Annotated in this window: 16 protein-coding genes and 1 other RNA gene; 15 read left to right on the forward strand and 2 right to left on the reverse strand. The window is 65.4% G+C overall.

Going from position 1 to position 14,065, the window contains the following annotated elements:
• Window positions 1-13 precede the first annotated feature (13 nt).
• The 8 genes from ACFPFW_RS00105 to ACFPFW_RS00140 all read left to right on the forward strand — a co-directional run bounded on the left by ACFPFW_RS00105 (window position 14) and on the right by ACFPFW_RS00140 (window position 7,054).
• Window positions 14-421, forward strand: coding sequence for a cell division protein ZapA (locus ACFPFW_RS00105; protein WP_114955211.1), 408 nt, complete (start codon window positions 14-16; stop codon window positions 419-421).
• A gap of 4 nt (window positions 422-425) precedes the next feature.
• A non-coding RNA gene (gene ssrS, locus ACFPFW_RS00110) (6S RNA) lies at window positions 426-583 on the forward strand.
• A 195-nt stretch (window positions 584-778) separates the two neighbouring features.
• A complete protein-coding gene (locus tag ACFPFW_RS00115) occupies window positions 779-1,294 on the forward strand; it encodes an RNA polymerase sigma factor (protein WP_114955212.1) in 516 nt (171 codons plus the stop codon).
• 86 nt (window positions 1,295-1,380) lie between these two features.
• On the forward strand, window positions 1,381-2,346 hold the full coding sequence (locus ACFPFW_RS00120; RefSeq protein WP_162799543.1) for a FecR family protein: 966 nt from the start codon (window positions 1,381-1,383) through the stop codon (window positions 2,344-2,346).
• A 90-nt stretch (window positions 2,347-2,436) separates the two neighbouring features.
• The gene (locus ACFPFW_RS00125) at window positions 2,437-5,055 is read left to right on the forward strand and encodes a TonB-dependent receptor (RefSeq protein ID WP_114955214.1); all 2,619 of its coding nucleotides are present in this window, start codon (window positions 2,437-2,439) and stop codon (window positions 5,053-5,055) included.
• Between the two features lie 43 nt (window positions 5,056-5,098).
• Window positions 5,099-5,707: a 5-formyltetrahydrofolate cyclo-ligase gene (locus ACFPFW_RS00130; RefSeq protein ID WP_162799544.1), complete on the forward strand. Its 609-nt coding sequence runs from the start codon at window positions 5,099-5,101 to the stop codon at window positions 5,705-5,707.
• Window positions 5,708-5,717: 10 nt separating this feature from the next.
• Window positions 5,718-6,536: a TIGR00282 family metallophosphoesterase gene (locus tag ACFPFW_RS00135; protein ID WP_114955216.1), complete on the forward strand. Its 819-nt coding sequence runs from the start codon at window positions 5,718-5,720 to the stop codon at window positions 6,534-6,536.
• Between the two features lie 29 nt (window positions 6,537-6,565).
• Complete coding sequence (locus tag ACFPFW_RS00140) at window positions 6,566-7,054, forward strand: nucleoside deaminase (protein ID WP_114955217.1); 489 nt, start codon at window positions 6,566-6,568, stop codon at window positions 7,052-7,054.
• A 24-nt stretch (window positions 7,055-7,078) separates the two neighbouring features.
• Here the strand turns inward: ACFPFW_RS00140 and ACFPFW_RS00145 are convergent, their stop codons facing one another.
• The gene (locus ACFPFW_RS00145; RefSeq protein WP_114955218.1) at window positions 7,079-7,516 is read right to left on the reverse strand and encodes a VOC family protein; all 438 of its coding nucleotides are present in this window, start codon (window positions 7,514-7,516) and stop codon (window positions 7,079-7,081) included.
• Between the two features lie 162 nt (window positions 7,517-7,678).
• Between ACFPFW_RS00145 and ACFPFW_RS00150 the strand changes: the two genes are divergently transcribed.
• The 7 genes from ACFPFW_RS00150 (at window position 7,679) to ACFPFW_RS00180 (ending at window position 13,435) form a co-directional block, all read left to right on the forward strand.
• Window positions 7,679-8,428, forward strand: coding sequence for a YebC/PmpR family DNA-binding transcriptional regulator (locus ACFPFW_RS00150; protein ID WP_114955219.1), 750 nt, complete (start codon window positions 7,679-7,681; stop codon window positions 8,426-8,428).
• Window positions 8,429-8,752: 324 nt separating this feature from the next.
• Window positions 8,753-9,268 (forward strand): crossover junction endodeoxyribonuclease RuvC, encoded by a 516-nt coding sequence (gene ruvC, locus ACFPFW_RS00155; protein ID WP_114955220.1) that lies wholly within the window; start codon window positions 8,753-8,755, stop codon window positions 9,266-9,268.
• Window positions 9,265-9,882, forward strand: coding sequence for a Holliday junction branch migration protein RuvA (gene ruvA / locus ACFPFW_RS00160; protein WP_114955221.1), 618 nt, complete (start codon window positions 9,265-9,267; stop codon window positions 9,880-9,882). Before ruvC ends, ruvA begins: the two co-directional genes overlap by 4 nt.
• Window positions 9,883-10,045: 163 nt before the next feature.
• A complete protein-coding gene (gene ruvB / locus ACFPFW_RS00165) occupies window positions 10,046-11,086 on the forward strand; it encodes a Holliday junction branch migration DNA helicase RuvB (RefSeq protein ID WP_114955222.1) in 1,041 nt (346 codons plus the stop codon).
• A complete protein-coding gene (gene ybgC, locus ACFPFW_RS00170) occupies window positions 11,083-11,481 on the forward strand; it encodes a tol-pal system-associated acyl-CoA thioesterase (protein WP_114955223.1) in 399 nt (132 codons plus the stop codon). Before ruvB ends, ybgC begins: the two co-directional genes overlap by 4 nt.
• A 71-nt stretch (window positions 11,482-11,552) precedes the next feature.
• Window positions 11,553-12,587 carry a MerR family transcriptional regulator gene (locus tag ACFPFW_RS00175; RefSeq protein ID WP_114955224.1) on the forward strand — a complete coding sequence of 345 codons (1,035 nt, stop codon included), beginning with the start codon at window positions 11,553-11,555 and terminating at the stop codon, window positions 12,585-12,587.
• An 80-nt stretch (window positions 12,588-12,667) separates the two neighbouring features.
• A complete protein-coding gene (locus ACFPFW_RS00180; protein ID WP_114955225.1) occupies window positions 12,668-13,435 on the forward strand; it encodes an MOSC domain-containing protein in 768 nt (255 codons plus the stop codon).
• A 141-nt stretch (window positions 13,436-13,576) separates the two neighbouring features.
• On the opposite strand, the gene ACFPFW_RS00185 is transcribed toward ACFPFW_RS00180, so the two are convergent.
• Window positions 13,577-14,056 (reverse strand): hypothetical protein, encoded by a 480-nt coding sequence (locus ACFPFW_RS00185; protein WP_114955226.1) that lies wholly within the window; start codon window positions 14,054-14,056, stop codon window positions 13,577-13,579.
• Window positions 14,057-14,065 lie beyond the last annotated feature (9 nt).

The raw sequence follows: 14,065 nt of genomic DNA on the forward strand, positions 1-14,065 counted from the left end.
AGGAGAACGTCCCATGGCCGAGGTAAACCTCTTGATTGCCGGTAAAAGCTATCGGATGGCCTGCGACGATGGTCAGGAACCCCATCTCCAAGGCCTGGCGGAGCAGATCGACGGCAAGATTGCCGATATGCGCGAAAGTTTCGGCGAAATCGGTGACATGCGGCTGACGGTGATGGCGTCGATCGTGGTGGCCGACGAACTGGCGGAAGCGCGGCGCCGGATCAAGGCGCTGGAGGGCGATATCGAGCGTCTCCGGAACGCCGACGACAATGCGCTTGCGGCGAACGAAGCGGAGCAGGACGAGGCGGCGAAGCTGCTCGACCGGGTTTCCGAACGTCTGGAAGTCCTCGCGGCGGACCTGAGGTCGCAGACCCATCGCACCGATCTCTCTGGCGCGAACGGCCACGACGACCTAAGTTAAGCGAGCGGTGCTGCTGGGTTGGTTAGGAAACTGTATTCCCGGGGCCTTATCGATCTCAACGGGAGCTGTCCCTGCCTTCGCCCCTGGGCTTAGGCACATGGCGCCCACCTACTTAGGTAGGTTCCCGGGATCGAAAAATCCGACGGCTTCGGTGGCTCCGCGCTTTCTCTCCTCGTCTAAACCGCGCTTGATCGGGTGGATTCTAAACTTTCGCCTATCCAACGTCGCGACAAGCGTTTTCCGGTTTTTGCCAGGGACTCTTTAGAATTCGTATAAGTTATTGATGTTGCAGCGTAATTCAGGCTGCACTAAGGGAGCTTCGTGCATGTCCCGCATTGCGGGCCGGAGCTGCCGTTCATGGGCGTGGATCTAAAGAGCCTGTTTGTCGATCACAGCCGCGAGCTCGACACGTTCCTGCGGCGGCGCGTGGACGATCCGGGCGCGGCCGCCGATCTGGCGCAGGAGGCGTTTCTGCGTCTCGCGCGCATGCCGGCCAAGGCGGAGCTCGACAATCCGCGAAAATTCCTCTTCACGATCGCGGCCAATCTGGCGCGCGACCATATTCGCCGTCTGGTCACGCGCAGAAGGTGGATGGCGCAGGACGACGACGGCGTCGACGTCGCGTGTTCCGGGCCGCTTGCCGACGCGGCCATGATCGCCGACGAGGACCAGCGGGCGCTTCGCGACGCGATCGAGGCGCTGCCGGCGCGAACCCGGGCGATCTTCCTGATGTTCCATGTCGAGAACAGATCCTACCGCGAGATCGGGGCGGCCCTTGGTGTCTCGACGCGGACCGTCGAATACCATCTTCGGCAGGCTGTGCTGCAATGCCGGCAGCATGTGCGGGCAGCCGAACGTTCCAACGAAAAATAATCGCAGGGGATTTCGGTCGACGGCGCGTCCTTATAGAGAGGCGGCGTGCGCGAGCGCGACATCTATTCGGAACGGCCGGACGAAGCATGACTCGCCAAACGCAGCGGGAGGACGACGACGCGCTCTTCGCGGAGGCCAATGCTTGGTTATTCCGCCTCAAAGCCGACGACGCCTCGGATGCCGACCGGGCGGAGTTCTCGTCATGGCTGGCCCACGACGAGCGTCATGAGCAAGCCTGGCGCGACGTGCTTCAACTGATGGAATCGCTGAAGGAACCCGCACGAGCCTACGCCGCGCGGCCGCACAGGGCAGCCGACCGGACAGCGGGCTCCCGGGGCACGCGGCGGTTCCGCGCGACAGTCGGCGGTCTGGCAGCGGCCTGCCTCGCCGCCGTCATCGTGGTGCAGGGGCCGGCATTCCTGGATCGCTGGGGCGCGGACTACGTCACGCTTTCCGGCGAACGGCGCGCGGTGGTCCTTGCCGACGGAACCCGCGTCGAGATGAACAGCGACACCGCCCTCGATCTCGATTTCGAGAGCGGCGAGCGGCGCGTGGACGTTCGCCGCGGCGAGGCCTTCTTCACGATCGCCGCCGATCCCCGCGCGTTCGTCGTTATCGCGAACGGCGCCGAGATCCGCGACATCGGAACCGCGTTCAGCGTGCGCAATGACAACCGTGCGGAAGTGGTCGTCGAGGACGGCCTGGTGGATGTCAGCCGCGAGGACGGAAAGGCTCCGGTACGCGTCGCCGCCGGCCAGAAGGTCGCGTTCGGAAACGGCAGGATCTCTTCGGCATTCGAGGCCGATCCGAAGACCGCGCTGGCGTGGCGCGACGGCCAGATCGTGTTCAGCCAGGAGCGGCTGGCGGACGTCGTCGCGGAACTGAACCGCTATCGCGCCGGACGGATATTCATCCTCAACCCGCGTATCGCCGATCTCCGGGTTTCCGGCACGTTCGAGATCGACCGGCCGGAGACGGTGCCCCAGGCACTGCGGAGCGTGCTCGGCATCGGCGCGCGCGAAATCACGCCCTTCCTCGTCCTGCTGCACTGAAAAATCGGGACCCCTCCGGGGTTTTCCGCATATCGCGCGTCCTGTCCCTTGAAAGCGCCGAGTCCGGCGCGGGTGTACGGGGCTGGGGTTATGGTGCGTCATGCGTTGCGCGGTCGTTCGCGCGTGTTCGGAAGGAGCGCGGCTTGCCGCGTCCTCGCGGCGGGTCTTCTGGGAGCGAGCGCGGCTGCCGTCGTCGCGGCGCCGGCCGAGGTCCTCGCGCAGGAGACGGATTCCGCCGTCCGCGCCTTTTCGATCCCGCCGCAAGGCCTCGACAGCGCCATGAGCGCCTTCGCAAGGACGACACGCATCCAGGTGCTGACGCGCGGAGCGACGACGCGGAGCGTGACATCGCCCGGCGCGCGCGGCGAGATGACACCGGAGCAGGCGTTGCGGGCGATCCTTGCCGGCACCGGCCTCGTTGCCGAATTCGCCGGCGGTAATACTGTAACGGTGATCGACCCGAGGGTAGGCCTGGCGGGGACGAGCACCGGAGGCAATGGCGAGACCATCCAGCTCGAGACGATCACCGTGACGGGAGGCGGCAAGGGATCGTCGCCAAAAGATTTGCCCTACGAGACGCCGGGGTCGGTCAGCTATATCTCGGAAGAGCAGATCGAGCGTTTCCGCGGCACCTCGCCGGGCGACATCTTCAAGAACGCTCCCGGCGTGCTATCGGGCGAGAACCGCAACAGCGGCGCCGTCGACGTCAACATTCGCGGCATGCAGGGCGTTGGGCGCGTTCCGGTGACGGTGGATGGCGCGCAGAACGTGACGACCGTCTATCGCGGCTACCAGGGCGTCGGCAGCCGCACCTTCATCGATCCGGATTTCATCGGCGGTATCGAAATCGAGAAGGGACCGAGCTTCGGCGCCGGCGGAACCGGGGCGATCGGCGGCATCGTGCGGATGAGCACGATCACCCCTGACGACATCCTGCTCGACGGCAAGGATTTCGGCGGCCGGGTCAAGTTCGGTCAAGGGACCAACACGACGGAACCGGTCGACGGCAAGCGTAGTCAGATGAACCCGCTGGGCACCGGCTTCACGAGCGACGACATCGAGAGGCCGGGCGTCCTGGATCCGACCTCCGGGTCCGGCAGCGCCGTCATCGCCGGGCGGAGCGACATCATCGATTTCGTCGCCGGCTATTCGCGCAGGATCGCTGGCAATTACCACGCCGGCGAGAACGGCTCGGGAGCGGCGAAGGACGTCGGTCCGCAGACGATCTGCGGCGGCGCCGGCTGCCAGACCTACGAGCACTATTATCCGTCAGCCGGACTGACGCCCTATCTGCCGGGGGAGGAGGTCCTGAATACCTCCAGCGACACCGAATCCACCCTGCTGAAGGGAAAGCTCAAACTTGGCGACGGGCACACGCTCGACTTGGGCTATTCCTACTCGCAAAGCGAGTTCGGCGAGACTTACCCGACCGGACTGACGAGCCCGACGCAGACCGTCTATCAGGGAATCCTGTCGAACTCCCAACTCAACAGCGTGACCGCGCGCTATCATTGGGATCCATCGACGACCAATCTAATCGATCTGCGATGGAATGCCTTCCGGACGTCGCTCGAGGAGTACAGTCGGCAGAGCAATACCGGCCTCGTGGGCGTCGGAAAATGGGTCGACATGACCGGTACCGACGTCACCAATACGTCGGTCTTCGATACCGGGCTCGGCGAGGTCTCGGTCCAGCTGGGCGGATCCTATCTCGAGGAGGCGACGGGGCCGACCGAGGACTCGACCTGGTGGATACCGCCGCCGCGCGAGGGCGAGCGCTGGCAGGCGAGCGGCTTCAGCTTCACGCAATGGTCTCCGACCGATTGGCTCACTCTGGATAACGGACTGCGCTACCAGCGTTTCAGGACGACCGACAAGCTCGTCTACGACGCCTACCGGTCCGAACCGCGAAGCGGCGACGCCTTCGACTATTCGTTCGGTGCGACCGTCACGCCCTTCGACGGCATCCAGTTGTTCGGCAGCTACAAGGAGGCCTCGCGCCTGCCGTCGCTGCTGGAGTCCAGCGGCGGCTTCCTGCTGGTGGTCGATCCGAATCTCGGACCGGAGCGCGCCCATAATTGGGAGTTCGGCGTCAATGTCCTGCGCGACGGCCTGATCTCGGAAGGTGACCACACAGGCATCAAGTTCTCGTTCTTCGACAATACGATCGACGACTACATCAGCAGGAAGTGGACGGGCTCCATCCTGCAGCTCGTCAATGTCGAGCAGGCCCGGTTCCAGGGACTGGAGCTGTCCGGACGTTACGAGAAGAGCGGTTTCACCGCGGAACTGGCGGCGACCTACTATACCGAAGTCGAATTCTGTCGGACGAAGTCGACCTGCATGAACAGCTCGCTCGCGTCCGATTACGCGACCAACTACATCCCGCCGGAATACAACGCGACCCTGACCCTGTCGCAGAAGCTGTTCGACGATGCACTGACGATCGGCGGCCGCGTCTCGCATACGGGCCCACGCGCCGCCGCCGCCGAGACCCCGGCCTCCGGCGCCGCTCCGCTGATCGCGATGATCAATTGGAAGCCCTACACGCTGGTCGATCTGTTCGCCGACTACGATATCAACGAGAATTTCTCGTTCGAATTGAGCGTCGAGAACCTGACTGACATCTACTATGTCGAGCCGCTCAGCCTGGCCCTCGTTCCATCGCCTGGCCGGACGATCCGCGTCGGACTGACGGGGAGGTTCTGAGCGGTCGCGCAACCCCGGCGCCGATTGTGTTATGGCTCCGGTGATGACCGCCGATTCCGACGCCGCGCAAGCCGAGAAGGCGGCGCTCCGCACCGCCAAGATCGCGGCGCGGAGGGCCTTGGACGATGGGATGGCGCATCGGGCGGCCGAGCGCGCGGCCGAGCATGCGATGCATGTCATCCACGAGCATTCGAAGGAGATCGTGGCGCTCTACATGCCGATCCTGGGCGAATTGAAGCCGGCGCCGCTGGCGGAGCGACTGCGGAAGGCCGGCGCGACATTGTCCCTGCCGCGTGTGGTGACCGCCACCAGGCCGATGCAGTTTCTGGAATGGCGGGAGGAGGATCCCCTGGCGAAGGGGTACGGCGGCATTCGCGAGCCGGATCCGCAAGCGCCGAAAGTCGTTCCCGACGTCGTGGTCGTGCCGCTTTCGGCCTTCGACCGGCGCGGTTTCCGCATCGGCTACGGCAAGGGGCATTACGACCGGACGCTCGGACCGCTGGCCCGCCACGAACGCCCGCTGATGATCGGCTATGCCTTCGCGCTGCAGGAAGTGGACGAGGTTCCGCGCGAACTGCACGACGTTCCGCTCGACGCCGTGGTGACGGAAGACGAGATCATTCGTTGCAATTTGGGCCGCGAAGGTCTTTGAAGCTCGCTCTATGCGAATTCTTTTTCTGGGCGACCTCGTCGGCCGGTCCGGCCGCCAGGCGGCGATCGACATCATCCCCAAACTCCGCCAGCGCTGGAACCTCGACCTCCTCGTGGTCAACGGCGAGAACGCGGCCGGCGGCTTTGGCATCAACGAGTCGATCTACGACGAGGTGATCGCGGCCGGCGCCGACGCGGTGACGCTCGGCAACCACGCCTTCGACCAGCGCGAGACGCTCGTCTTCATCGAGCGCGCCGAGCGGCTGATCCGCCCGGCGAATTTCCCGTCCGGCACGCCGGGGCGCGGTTCGGCGCTGATCGAGATCCGGGACGGACGCCGGGTGCTGGTGATGAACCTGATGGGCCGCATCTATATGGACGCGCTCGACGATCCGTTCGCCCGGGCGGAGGCCGAGCTTTCGGCCTGCCCGCTGGGTGTCGCGTGCGATGCGATCGTCATCGACTTCCATGCCGAGGCGACGAGCGAGAAGCAGGCTTTCGGCCATTTCGTCGACGGCCGCGCGAGTCTCGTGGTCGGAACGCACACGCATGTGCCGACGGCAGACCACCAGATCCTCAACGGTGGCACGGCCTATCTCTCCGATGCGGGCATGTGCGGCGACTACGATTCCGTGCTCGGCATGGAAAAGGAGGAGCCGATCAGTCGTTTCGTGCGGAAGATCCCGTCGAGCCGCTTCGAACCGGCGATGGCCGCGGCGACGGTGTGCGGCTTCGCAGTGGAGACCGACGATGCGACGGGGCTGGCGGTGAAGATCTCGCCGGTCAGGATTGGTGCCCGACTCGAGCCGGTCGAGCCGGCTTTCTGGTAAGTGGGCAGATCTTGATCGAGGAAGCGCACATGACCGAAGACGATCTGCGTATCCTGCGCCGTTGCGTCGAACTGGCCGAGGAAGCGCTCGACGCCGGCGACGAGCCGTTCGGCTCGGTGCTCGTCGATGCCGAGGGCAGCGTCAGGCAGGAAGACCGCAACCGCACGGCGGGCGGCGACCAGACCCGGCATCCGGAATTCGAACTGGCGCGCTGGGCGGCGACCCACATGTCACCGGAGGAGCGGGCCGGCGCGACGGTCTATACGTCGGGCGAGCACTGCCCGATGTGTTCCGCGGCCCATGCCTGGGTCGGTCTTCGCCGCATCGTCTACGCCTCGTCGACGGAGCAACTCGTGGGCTGGCTCGACGAACTCGGCGTGCCGCCGGGACCTGTGCGGCCGCTTTCGGTCCGCGAGGTCGCGCCCGACGTGATCGTCGAGGGGCCGGTTCCCGAACTCGCCGAGAAGGTCCACGCACTGCATGTGCGGCTGCATGTGCGGCTGCATCGCGGGCGCTAGTCTAACCATCCACCCTTTGGACGCTCAGGTGAGTTCCTGGGCGAGGCCGATGAGGAGCCCTTCAGGCCCTCGGATGTAGCAGAGCCGATATACGTCTTGATACTGGACGACTTCGCCGACGAGCTGAGCGCCGCGATTGCGGAGCCTTCCGAGCGTTTCGTCGAGGTCGTCCACTGCGAACATGACGCGGAGATAGCCTAGAGCGTTGACCGGGGCGTCGCGATGATCCGCTACGGTCGGCGGCGTGAGGAAGCGGGACAGCTCAAGGCGGCCGTGGCCGTCCGGCGTGCGCATCATGGCGATCTCGACGCGCTGATCATCCAGCCCGGTGACACGTCCGGCCCATTCTCCGTCGATCGTCGACCGTCCTTCGAGCTCAAGGCCGAGCTCGCGAAAGAAAGCAATCGTCTCTCCGAGGTCCTCGACGACGATTCCTATGTTGTCCATCCGTTTGACTGTCATGCGTCCAACCTAGAAGGGGTCGTCTGCCGCCATCAAGCTCTTCGCTACTCGCATCCGGAGAGTCCGCGGCCTAGATTCATCCTGCGAGGAAGCGCGGTCGAGAGAGGCTTGGCGAGGCCCGGTCCATGACACTATAACCCGGCCAAAGTCTCAGAGGACGCCATGGCCGGACATTCGCAGTTCAAGAACATCATGCACCGCAAGGGGCGGCAGGACGCGCAGAAGTCCAAGCTGTTCTCAAAGCTGGCGCGCGAGATCACCGTCGCCGCGAAGATGGGCATGCCCGACCCCAACATGAATCCGCGCCTGCGCCTGGCCGTGAACGAGGCCAAGGCCCAGTCCATGCCGAAGGACAATATCGAGCGTGCCATCAAGAAGGCGATGGGCGGCGAGGGCGAGAACTACGAGGAAGTGCGCTATGAGGGCTATGGCCCGGGCGGCGTCGCCGTCATCGTCGAGGCGTTGACCGACAACCGGAACCGCACGGCGTCCGCGGTGCGCTCCTATTTCACCAAGTCCGGCGGCGCGCTTGGCGAGACGGGCTCGGTCGGCTTCATGTTCCATCATGTCGGCGAGATCGTCTATCCGGCGAAGGCCGGCTCGGCGGATGCCATCCTGGAGGCTGCGATCGAGGCCGGCGCCGAGGACGTGCAGTCCGACGACGAGCGCCACGTCATCACCTGCGGTTTCGAGGATCTGAACGAGGTCGCGAAGGCGCTGGAGGCTGCTCTTGGCGAGGCCGTGAGCGCGAAAGCCGTGTGGCGCGCCTCGACCACGACCGCGCTCGACGAGGACAAGGCACAGAGCATGCTGAAGCTCGTTGATTCGCTCGAGGACGACGATGACGTGCAGAATGTCTATTCGAACTTCGAGGTTTCGGACGAGGTACTGGCCAAGCTCACGGCAGCGTGATCGAGATCAAAACCAGTAATTCTCCCTATTGCAGGTTGCACATTACGGCCTAAGCCGTTGATTTGACTGAATTGATCGCGCGCCTGCGTTGCAGGAGGGGACTTTAGCCCTATTTACCCTCGCGGTAATTTGACGTTTCGGTGGTCGCATAAGCTGCGAGTCTCGCAATCACCGTGAGATTCGCGGTCCCGTGTGCACCCCCAGCCCATTAGCATTCGGAACCGCGGATAAGAGGCCGGGCCTAACAGCCCGGCCTCGATCTTTTCCGGACCAGCCTTCCGGCTTTACTGGACGTGAACCGCCGAACCGGCATTAGTTCACGTTATGGTCCCACATCCGATTCGCATTCTCGGCATCGATCCCGGCCTTCGGCGCACCGGATGGGGCGTGATCGAGACCATCGGCAACCGCCTCGTCTACGTGGGCTGCGGACAGGTGGTGCCGGATGAAAAGGTGTCGCTCGCCGAGCGGCTGGCCTTCCTTCATCACGGCCTCGCCGCGATCGTGCGCGAATACGCGCCCGACGAGGCCGCGGTGGAAGAGACCTTCGTGAACAACAATCCGATGTCGACGCTGAAGCTCGGCCAGGCGCGCGGGATCGCGATGCTGGTGCCGGCACAGGCGGGTATCCCGGTCGCCGAGTACAAGCCGAACCTCGTGAAGAAGACGGTGGTCGGTGCGGGACATGCCGAGAAGCAGCAGATCGGCGCGATGATCGCCGTGCTGTTGCCGAAGGCGGGCACGATAGGCGCCGACGCGGCGGACGCTCTGGCGATCGCGATCACGCACGCGCATCACCGGGTGAGCGCGGCGCTCAAGCTGGCGGTGGGGGCACGATGATCGGCAAATTGCGGGGGATCGTGGATTCGACCGGCGACGACTGGGTGATCCTCGATGTCGGCGGCGTCGGCTACGTCGTCAACTGCTCGACGCGGACGCTCGCGGCGCTGCCGATGAAGGGCGAGGTCGCCTCGCTCGCGATCGAAACCTATGTCCGCGAGGACCAGATCCGGCTGTTCGGCTTCATGACCGACATTGAGCGCGAATGGTTCCGGCTGCTGCAGACCGTGCAGGGCGTCGGCGCGAAAGTGGCGCTGGCTGTGCTTGGCGTGCTGAAGGCGTCGGACCTCGCCAATGCGATCGCGCTGCAGGATCGGGCGGCGGTGGCGCGGGCGCCGGGCGTCGGTCCGAAGGTCGCGGCGCGCATCGTGGCCGAACTGAAGGACAAGGCGCCGGCCTTCGCCAGCGTCGATGCGGGGCTGATCCAGCTTCAGGACGATATCGATGAGAAGCGTGCGCCCGGTGCGGTGGCTGATGCGGTATCGGCGCTGATCAATCTCGGCTATCCGCAGATCCAGGCGAGCGGCGCGGTATCGGCCGCAATGCGATCGGCGGGTGACGGGGCGGAGACGGCGGTGCTGATCCGGATGGCGCTGCGGGAGTTGTCGAAGTGAGGGGTGGGGCGGCCTTTTTCCCCTCTCCTGCGAAGCGGGAGAGGGTCGAGTTGCCGTCAGGCAACCGGGGTGAGGGCCAGCACGATGCTCATTGCCTCCCACTTGCCCTCACCCGCTCGCCTTTCGGCGAGTCGACCTCTCCCGTAAACGGGAGAGGGGAAAAATGAGCCGTCCCCTGATCTCCCCCGAAAAGCACACCGAGGACGACGCCGACAACTCGCTGCGCCCTCAGCGGCTCGGCGATTTCATCGGCCAGCAGCAGGCGCGGGCGAACCTTTCGATCTTCATCGAGGCGGCGAAGTCTCGCGGCGAGGCGCTCGACCACGTGCTGTTCGCCGGTCCTCCCGGGCTCGGCAAGACGACGCTCGCGCAGATCATGGCGCGGGAGCTCGGCGTCAATTTCCGCGCGACGTCCGGCCCGGTGATCGCCAAGGCCGGCGATCTCGCGGCGCTGCTGACGAACCTCGAAGAACGCGACGTCCTCTTCATCGACGAAATCCACCGGCTGAACCCGGCGGTCGAGGAAGTGCTCTATCCGGCGATGGAGGATTTCCAGCTCGACCTCATCATCGGCGAGGGGCCGGCGGCGCGCTCGGTCCGGATCGACCTCGCCAAGTTCACCCTGATCGGGGCGACGACCCGCGCGGGTCTGCTGACCACGCCGCTGCGCGACCGCTTCGGCATCCCGATCCGGCTGAACTTCTACGAAATCGAGGAACTGGACCTGATCGTGACGCGCGGCGCGCGCGTTCTCGGCGTTCAGATGAGCGCGGACGGTGCCCGCGAGATCGCGCGCCGTGCGCGCGGGACGCCGCGCATCGCCGGGCGGCTGCTTCGCCGGGTGCGAGACTTCGCGCATGTCGCAGGCGCCGAATCCATCACGCGGTCGGTGGCCGACAAGGCGCTCCGCATGCTGGAGGTGGACGATGCCGGGCTCGACGCGCTCGACCGGCGCTACATCTCCTGCATCGCGCTGAACTATGGCGGCGGGCCGGTTGGCATCGACACCGTCGCCGCCGCCCTGTCCGAACCGCGCGATGCGCTGGAGGACATCGTCGAGCCCTATCTGCTCCAGCAGGGCTTCATCCAGAGAACGCCGCGTGGCCGGCTTCTGACAGCGCATGCCTTCAGGCATATCGGGCTGGCGGTTCCGCAAAGCGTTGGTGGAAACCAGATGCCGCTGTTCGACGGGGGCGAGGAGTGAGCGCTCACTCGCTGCCGATCCGGATCTACTGGGAAGACACCGACGCGGGCGGGGTCGTCTATCATGCGAGCTATCTGCGCTTCATGGAGCGCGGCCGGACCGAGCTTCTGCGCGCGGCGGGTGTCGACCAGAGCGAGGTGCTGAAGGAGACGGGTCTCGTCTTCGTCGTCACGCGGATGGAGATCGACTTCAGGCTGCCGGCCAAAATGGACGACGAAATCGTCGTCGAGACGCGGATCGGCGCGCTTGGCGGTGCGTCGCTCAAACTGGCCCAGACGATCAGCCGCGGCGGCGTCCTGCTGGTCCAGGCGGACGTGACCTGCGCCGCGATCAATCGAGAGACGGGGCGGCCGTCGCGGTTGCCGGCGGATGTGCGGGAAAAGCTGGCGGGCTGATCCTGGCGGCTTGACCCGGCCCATGGGGCCGCCTCGATAACAATGGCGGTCAGCAACCGGCGAGGTGAATCGTGAGCTCTTCCGCCCAGTTCCTCAATCCTTCCGAAGCCGCCCGGCGACTTGGGGTCTCCGCCAAGGCTCTTCGACTTTACGAACAGCGTGGCCTCGTCACACCCGTCCGCACCGAAGCCGGATGGCGGGCCTACGGTCCCGAGGAAGTCGCTCGAATGGCGGAGATCGCGGCCTTGCGCGCGCTCGGGCTCAGCCTCGCGCAGGTGGCGCGAGTGCTCGACGGCGACGCGGAGGATCTGGAGCGGGCTCTCGCCGTACACCAGACGATGCTGGAAGAGCGGGGCCGCGATCTTGTCGCTATGGTGGAGAAGGTTCGGAAGCTCCGGGCGGACCTCGCCGAGGGCAGAGCGCCGGCCGCCGGAGAATTGGCTCGCCTGCTGCACCCGACCGCCGAAATCCGTGTTGCCTTCGACCTTCCCTGGCCGTGGGGCGGGGAATGGTTCGAACTGAGGGACATCCGGGCGCTGAACTTCATCATCGGTCCGCTGGGCAGCGGCAAGACACGGCTGGCCCAGCGTCTGGCCGAGACGCTGCCCAACGCCGCTTTCCTTGGCCTGGAGCGGTTGGCTGACGGCGGCGCGGCGGCTCGGATGCGACTGGACGCTGACCCGGGCCTCAAGTCGCGGGTCGAGCGGACATCGGCGTGGCTCGTCGAGGACGGCGCCGTGGTGTCGGAGGCTCTGATCGCCTTGCTTGCCGGACTGGAATCCGAGGGACCAGCCATTCTGGTCGTTGACATGGTGGAGCAGGGACTGGATCAGGCCACGCAGGAGGCCCTGATCGCCCATCTGCGCCGTCGTGGACACGGCGCCCGTTCGCTTTTCCTGATGACGCGCTCCTCGGCGATCCTCGATCTGGCGGTGGTCGGTCCCGACGAGGCGATCATCTTCTGCCCGGCCAATCACAGCCCGCCGACCCTCGTCACTCCCTATCCGGGTGCGCCGGGCTATGAGGCGGTCGCCACCTGCCTGGCTTCGCCCGAGGTACGGGCTCGGACGGAAGGTGTGATCGCGTGGCGGCCTCAGGTGGCATAGCCGATCCCGCAATACGTCAAAGCGCTTATGGCGACTTCCGCGTCCTCCAGTGAAAGGTGCGGCGGAGCTGGAGGGCTGACATGGCCAAGGTTGCCGAACTTTTCCGCTATCCCGTGAAGGGATTGTCGCCCGAGCGACTGAGCGAGATGGAACTGACGTCGGATCACGGCCTCGCTTGCGACCGCGATTACGCGATCGCTCTCGGGACGACCGAGTTCGATCCGGCCCATCCGGAACCGCTCGACAAGGGCTATTTCCTGATGCTGCGGAACAACGAGGAGCTTGCCGCGCTCGCGACCTCGTTCGATCCCGACACGCGCATGCTGACGATCAAGAAGGACGGCTCGGTTTTGCTCGAGGCCGATCTCGGGACGGCGGAGGGGCGCGACGAGGTCGAGACCTTCTTCGAGCGCTATATCGGGCTCGCGACCAAAGGGAGGCCGAAGCTGGTGCAGGCGGAGGCGCACAAATTCACCGATGCGAGCGTGGTTTCGCCGGTGTTCATGCGGTCGATCTCGATCATCAACATGGCGTCGGTCAGGGCGCTGGAAGAGGCGACCGGACGTTCGCTGCATCCTCTGCGCTTCAGGGGAAACATCTATCTCGAAGGGCTCGAGCCCTGGGAGGAGTTCGGCTGGGTCGACCGCGAATTCTCGATCGGCGACGTCAAGTTCCGGGGGCTGGCGCGGACACCGCGCTGCGGGGCGGTGAACGTCAATCCCGAGACCGCCGAGCGGGATGCCAATCTACCGAAGGCAATCATGCAGAACTTCGGGCACACCGATCTCGGCGTGTTCGTGGAGGTGATCGGGGGCGGGACGATCTCGGTTGGGGACCGGGTGGGGTGATTTTGCCTCTCCCAATGGGAGAGGTCGGCACAAAGCCGTAGCTTTGGCCGGGTGAGGGGTTGGACCTATCGAGAGGGCGTACCCCTCACCCCGCTCGCCTGCCGGCGAGTCGACCCTCTCCCCTCGGGAGAGGGATCCGATTTACCCCAAAGCCCGCTCGCGGAAGCGGTTCATCAGCATGGCCAGGTCGTAGGCCTGCATGCCGTAGGTGTCCGGCAGGACTTCGCGCGGCTTGGTCGTCGGTTCGCCGACCTTGTGATAGCCGACCATCTGCAGGAGACCGGCCGAGCCTGAGCCGATGGCTGTGATCTCGGACCAGCGACGGCGGCGGTCGAAGAACAGGACGCGATAGGTGAAGCCGTCGCGGTCGAGCCAGAGACCGGCGCCGCCGGGAATGAGCTGGGCAGCGGCCATGGCACCCATGATCCCGAACAGCACGATCAGGACCCAGACGAGTTGCGCGTCACGCGTGACCAACAGAAAGACGTCGAGCGCGATGATGAGCGCGCTGACGATCAGCGTGAAGATCCAGCGCATTCTGGACGGTGCGAGAAAGAGCGTGTCCGGAAGCTCGGCAGGCGTCGGAGTGGGCGTGGCATCTTCCGGCAATTCGGTCGGCATCGTGTGGCG

The organism is Flaviflagellibacter deserti, assembly GCF_042652085.1.
Classification (GTDB): domain Bacteria; phylum Pseudomonadota; class Alphaproteobacteria; order Rhizobiales; family Methylopilaceae; genus Flaviflagellibacter; species Flaviflagellibacter deserti.

What these genes read in the sequence shown, in the direction of transcription:
- ACFPFW_RS00135 (WP_114955216.1), top strand. Translation starts at nt 5,718, where the DNA reads ATGCGAATTCTTTTTCTGGGCGACCTCGTCGGCCGGTCCGGCCGCCAG.
- ruvA (WP_114955221.1), top strand. Translation starts at nt 9,265, where the DNA reads ATGATCGGCAAATTGCGGGGGATCGTGGATTCGACCGGCGACGACTGG.
- ACFPFW_RS00185 (WP_114955226.1), bottom strand. Translation starts at nt 14,056, where the DNA reads ATGCCGACCGAATTGCCGGAAGATGCCACGCCCACTCCGACGCCTGCC.
- ACFPFW_RS00145 (WP_114955218.1), bottom strand. Translation starts at nt 7,516, where the DNA reads ATGACAGTCAAACGGATGGACAACATAGGAATCGTCGTCGAGGACCTC.
- ACFPFW_RS00180 (WP_114955225.1), top strand. Translation starts at nt 12,668, where the DNA reads ATGGCCAAGGTTGCCGAACTTTTCCGCTATCCCGTGAAGGGATTGTCG.
- ruvB (WP_114955222.1), top strand. Translation starts at nt 10,046, where the DNA reads ATGAGCCGTCCCCTGATCTCCCCCGAAAAGCACACCGAGGACGACGCC.
- ACFPFW_RS00120 (WP_162799543.1), top strand. Translation starts at nt 1,381, where the DNA reads ATGACTCGCCAAACGCAGCGGGAGGACGACGACGCGCTCTTCGCGGAG.
- ACFPFW_RS00130 (WP_162799544.1), top strand. Translation starts at nt 5,099, where the DNA reads ATGACCGCCGATTCCGACGCCGCGCAAGCCGAGAAGGCGGCGCTCCGC.
- ruvC (WP_114955220.1), top strand. Translation starts at nt 8,753, where the DNA reads ATGGTCCCACATCCGATTCGCATTCTCGGCATCGATCCCGGCCTTCGG.
- ACFPFW_RS00115 (WP_114955212.1), top strand. Translation starts at nt 779, where the DNA reads ATGGGCGTGGATCTAAAGAGCCTGTTTGTCGATCACAGCCGCGAGCTC.
- ACFPFW_RS00150 (WP_114955219.1), top strand. Translation starts at nt 7,679, where the DNA reads ATGGCCGGACATTCGCAGTTCAAGAACATCATGCACCGCAAGGGGCGG.
- ACFPFW_RS00140 (WP_114955217.1), top strand. Translation starts at nt 6,566, where the DNA reads ATGACCGAAGACGATCTGCGTATCCTGCGCCGTTGCGTCGAACTGGCC.
- ACFPFW_RS00125 (WP_114955214.1), top strand. Translation starts at nt 2,437, where the DNA reads ATGGTGCGTCATGCGTTGCGCGGTCGTTCGCGCGTGTTCGGAAGGAGC.
- ACFPFW_RS00105 (WP_114955211.1), top strand. Translation starts at nt 14, where the DNA reads ATGGCCGAGGTAAACCTCTTGATTGCCGGTAAAAGCTATCGGATGGCC.